Source organism: Mesorhizobium sp. M5C.F.Cr.IN.023.01.1.1 (assembly GCF_003997585.1).
Classification (GTDB): Bacteria; Pseudomonadota; Alphaproteobacteria; order Rhizobiales; family Rhizobiaceae; genus Mesorhizobium; species Mesorhizobium wenxiniae.
Map to the genome: position 1 here is coordinate 1 of NZ_RZSU01000204.1, position 4,649 is coordinate 4,649.

The window sequence follows — 4,649 nt, forward strand, 5'->3', positions numbered from 1 at the left end:
GAATAATGGACTTTAATTACGCATGGCCCTTGTCGACGACACATTGACTGACGAACCGGGCTTTCGCATGTCGGAAGCGACGGCGGGCGATTTCTTCGCCCTGTTGAAGCCGCGCGTCATGTCGCTGGTGGTGTTCACCGCCTTTGTCGGCCTGGTCGCGGCACCCGTGACTATCAATCCGCTGCTGGCGGTGATCGCTATCCTGGCTATTGCCATCGGTGCTGGCTCGTCCGGCGCGCTCAACATGTGGTATGACGCCGATATCGATGCGGTGATGACCAGAACCGCAGGCCGTCCTGTGCCGGCCGGCCGCGTCCGGCCCGGCGAGGCGTTGAGTTTCGGCCTGGTGCTGTCGGTGCTGTCGGTGATGACGCTCGGCGTACTGGTCAATTGGCTGTCGGCGACGCTGCTGGCCTTCACCATCTTCTTCTATGCGGTCGTCTACACGATGTGGCTGAAGCGCTGGACGCCGCAGAACATTGTCATCGGCGGTGCTGCCGGCGCCTTTCCGCCGGTGATCGGCTGGGCCGCGGTGACCGGAACGGTCAGCCTGGAAAGCGTCGTCCTGTTCCTGATCATCTTCCTGTGGACGCCGCCGCATTTCTGGGCGCTCGCTCTCTTCAAGTCCGAGGACTATGCCAGGGCCGGCATCCCGATGATGCCGAATGTCGCCGGCCAGGCTTCGACCCGACGCCAGATCTTTGCCTACGCGCTGATCCTCGCGCCGGTTGGCGTGCTGCCATGGGCGCTCGGTTTCACCACGCCCGCCTATGGCGTCTTTGCGGCGCTGCTCGGTGCCGGCTTTGTCTGGTATACGTGGAAGGTGCTGCAGATGGCGGACGACGACCATGTGATGAAGCCGGCCAAGGCATTGTTCGGCTATTCGCTGCTCTATCTCTTCGGCATCTTCGCCATCTATCTTGCCGACTGCGTTGTCGGGCGCGCGCTGGCGGGCGGAGCATGACCATGGCCGACAAGAAGCTTGAACTCGTCACGCTGACTGAGCGCCAGCAGAAGGCCCGGCGCAACCGTTCGGTAGCCATCGGCCTGGCGCTGGCGGTGCTTGTCGTCATCTTCTATATCGCGACCGTCGTGAAGTTCGGTCACAACCTCACCGGAACGATGTGAGGCTCAAGATGAACCGCAAAACAGTGACCCATCCTCAAAAGAAGAACACCAACCGCATCGTCGCCGGCGTCTGCATCGCCTTTTTCGGCGGCATGATCGGCATGGCCTATGCCGCGGTGCCGCTCTACGCGATGTTCTGCCAGGCGACCGGATACGGCGGCACCGTGAAACGCGCAACGCAGCAATATGCCGACCGCGTGCTCGATCGCGATATCACCATCCGCTTCGACGCCAACACAGCCGGAGTGCCATGGCAGTTTGAGCCAGTCGCCCGCTCGACCACCATCAAGATAGGCGAGACGGCGCAGGCGCATTATAGCGCCACCAACAAGTTCGTCCGGGCCACTACCGGCCGCGCGACCTTCAACGTGCAGCCGGAACTGGCGGGATCTTACTTCAACAAGGTCGAGTGTTTCTGTTTTACCGACACGACGTTGAAGCCTGGCGAGACGCTGGACATGCCGGTCGTGTTCTATGTAGATCCCGACATCGTCAATGCGCCGGAACTGAAGGACCTGAAGACGATTACCCTGTCCTACACGATGTTCCCGGTCGAGAAGAACGAGAAGAACAAACCGGTCGCGTCGTCGGCGCCGGCCGAAGGCACAAGCAACAAAGTTTCACATACCGAACGAAGCCTCGGGGGTTGATATGGCAGACGCGCACGCAAAACCACAACATGACTACCATCTCGTCGACCCGAGCCCGTGGCCGTTCCTTGGCTCGGTCGGCGCGCTGGTCACCGCGATCGGCGGCGTCTGTTACATGCAGTATCTCAAGGGCGGCGATTTCCCGATCTTCGGCTTCAACATCGCCAATCCGTGGCTGTTCTACATCGGCCTTTTGATCGTTATCTACACCATGTACGCCTGGTGGTCGGATACCATCAAGGAAGCGCATGAAGGCCACCACACACGTGTCGTGTCGCTGCATCTGCGCTATGGCATGATCATGTTCATCGCTTCCGAGGTGATGTTCTTCGTCGCCTGGTTCTGGGCTTTCTTCGACGCCAGCCTGTTTCCCGGCGAGGCACAGCAATACGCCCGCGCCGCCTTCACCGGCGGTGTATGGCCGCCGAAGGGCCTCGAGGTTCTCGACCCCTTCCACCTGCCGCTCTACAACACTGTCATCCTGCTTTTGTCGGGCACTACGGTGACCTGGGCGCACCACGCGCTCATTCATGGCGACCGTAAGGGGCTGATCAACGGCTTGGTGCTGACCGTCGGTCTCGGCATGCTGTTCACCATGGTGCAGGCTTACGAGTACATTCACGCCCCGTTCGGCTTCAGGGATTCGATCTACGGCGCCACTTTCTTCATGGCGACCGGCTTCCACGGCTTCCATGTCATCATCGGCACGATCTTCCTGCTGGTCTGCCTGGTCCGTGCGATGAAGGGCGATTTCACGCCCAAGCAGCATTTCGGCTTCGAGGCGGCCGCCTGGTATTGGCACTTCGTCGACGTGGTCTGGTTGTTCCTGTTCGCGTCGATCTATGTCTGGGCGTCGAGCGGCGCGGTCATTGAAGGCCACTGAAATCTTTTTGAGGAAATCGACGAGGCGGCTGCGGCGACGTGGCCGCCTTATCTTTTGGGGCGAAGGGCGCTAAGGTATCGCAATGAGCGACGACAAGGCGATCTGGCCACCAATCGATCCGATTTCGGCTGGCCTGCACGGACGCTGCCCGCGCTGTGGCGAGGGACCGCTGTTTTCCGGCTTCCTCACGGTCGGAAAACGCTGCGCCAATTGCGGCCTCGACTATTCCTACGCCGATGCCGGCGACGGGCCGGCGGTGTTCGTCATCCTGATCATCGGCTTCATCGTCGTCGGGCTGGCGCTGTGGATGGAGGTGACGCTGAACCCGCCGCTCTGGCTGCATCTCGTGTTGTGGATACCGCTCACGCTGGTGCTTTGCCTGGGCGCGCTCAGGCTGATCAAGGGTGTGCTCCTGACGCTGCAATACCGCAACAAGGCGGCGGAGGGCAGGCTGGACCTCGGCGAATGAGCACGACATCCGCTTCAGTGGCAGGCCTTTCGCGACCAAAGACGGCATTGCTGCTTGGCCTAGGCCTCGTGCTGTTCTTCATTTTGCTTGGGCTGGGCACCTGGCAGGTGCAGCGCCTCTACTGGAAAGAGGGTCTCATTCAGACTATCGACCAGCGCACGCACTCGGCGCCTGTGCCATTGGCCGAGGTCGAAAAGCGATTCACCTCCACCGGCGACGTTGACTACACGCCGGTGACGGCATCAGGCACTTTCCTGCATCAAGGCGAGCGACATTTCTTCGCGACCTGGGAAGGCCAGTCGGGTTTCGATGTCTTCACGCCCTTGCAGCTGGAGGACGGCCGCGTCGTTCTGATCAATCGCGGCTTCGTGCCGTACGATCTCAAGGACGCGGCCAAGCGCCCGCAAAGCCAAGGTGCGGGCCAGGTGACGGTGACGGGGCTCGCCCGCAATCCGCTGCCGGCAAAGCCCTCGATGATGCTTCCCGACAATGATCCGCAGAAGAACATCTTCTACTGGAAGGATCGCGACGCCATGGCGGCCAGCGCCGGTCTGCCGGCCGGCGCGGGGCTGGTGCCATTCTTTATCGACGCGGACGCCACGCCGAACCCAGGTGGGCTGCCGGTCGGCGGCGTTACCATCATCGACCTGCCGAACAGCCATCTGCAATATGCCGTAACCTGGTACGGCCTTGCCGCTGCCCTTGCCGGAGTCCTCATCTTCAGGCTTCGCCGCCCGGCGAAAGACGCATCGGCCCGAAAATCGAAATCGATTTTCGGAAAGCACGATGCGTAGATAAAAAGTGTTAGAGCGTACTTTGTGCGTCCAAATGGACGCACGTCGCTCTAATGATCGGCACCGGCGCCCTTGACAGGGCAGGGGTGCGCACCTCATTTCGCGCCTTGAGTTCAAGACTTGAGTTCATGCTACGACCAACCGGCCGGTAATCATGCTTCACACGACCACAAAGCCACCGCTGACAATAAGGCTCTGCCAGCCGCGGGGCTTCTGCGCCGGCGTCGACCGCGCCATCCAGATCGTCGTGTTGGCGCTGAAGAAATACGGCGCGCCGGTCTATGTCCGCCACGAGATCGTGCACAATCGGTATGTCGTCGAGGGGCTGCAAAGCCTGGGTGCGGTGTTCATCGAGGAACTCTCCGAGATACCGGCGGAGCATCGCCAGAGCCCGGTCGTCTTTTCGGCGCATGGCGTGCCGAAGTCGGTGCCGGCGGACGCCCAGGCGCGCAACCTCTTCTATCTCGACGCCACCTGCCCGCTGGTGTCGAAGGTCCACAAGCAAGCGATGCGCCATCAGCGGCTCGGCCGCCATGTGCTTCTGATCGGCCATGCCGGCCACCCGGAAGTGATCGGCACGATGGGGCAATTGCCGGACGGCGCCGTCACCTTGATCGAGACCGAAGCCGACGCGGCGAATTTGGTGCCCGCAGACGCGCAGGCGCTCGGTTTCGTCACCCAGACGACGCTGTCGGTCGAGGACACCGCCGGCATCATTCGGGTGC

General features: G+C 61.6%; 7 protein-coding genes. All 7 read left to right on the forward strand.

Annotation, left to right across the window (positions count from 1 at the left end; all coding sequences use genetic code 11):
* Positions 1 to 22: 22 nt before the first annotated feature.
* Positions 23 to 964 carry a heme o synthase gene (locus EOA78_RS35050; protein ID WP_127320256.1) on the forward strand — a complete coding sequence of 314 codons (942 nt, stop codon included), beginning with the start codon at positions 23 to 25 and terminating at the stop codon, positions 962 to 964.
* 2 nt (positions 965 to 966) lie between these two features.
* Positions 967 to 1,128, forward strand: coding sequence for a hypothetical protein (locus EOA78_RS35055; RefSeq protein WP_077381685.1), 162 nt, complete (start codon positions 967 to 969; stop codon positions 1,126 to 1,128).
* Positions 1,129 to 1,136: 8 nt separating this feature from the next.
* Positions 1,137 to 1,778 (forward strand): cytochrome c oxidase assembly protein, encoded by a 642-nt coding sequence (locus tag EOA78_RS35060; protein WP_127320258.1) that lies wholly within the window; start codon positions 1,137 to 1,139, stop codon positions 1,776 to 1,778.
* Position 1,779: 1 nt separating this feature from the next.
* A complete protein-coding gene (locus tag EOA78_RS35065; protein WP_127320260.1) occupies positions 1,780 to 2,661 on the forward strand; it encodes a cytochrome c oxidase subunit 3 in 882 nt (293 codons plus the stop codon).
* 82 nt (positions 2,662 to 2,743) lie between these two features.
* Positions 2,744 to 3,130 carry a DUF983 domain-containing protein gene (locus tag EOA78_RS35070; protein WP_127320262.1) on the forward strand — a complete coding sequence of 129 codons (387 nt, stop codon included), beginning with the start codon at positions 2,744 to 2,746 and terminating at the stop codon, positions 3,128 to 3,130.
* A complete protein-coding gene (locus EOA78_RS35075) occupies positions 3,127 to 3,924 on the forward strand; it encodes an SURF1 family protein (protein ID WP_164784107.1) in 798 nt (265 codons plus the stop codon). Before EOA78_RS35070 ends, EOA78_RS35075 begins: the two co-directional genes overlap by 4 nt.
* 154 nt (positions 3,925 to 4,078) lie before the next feature.
* Positions 4,079 to 4,649: 4-hydroxy-3-methylbut-2-enyl diphosphate reductase (gene ispH, locus EOA78_RS35080; protein WP_127320264.1), on the forward strand; the 571-nt coding region annotated here is incomplete at its 3' end.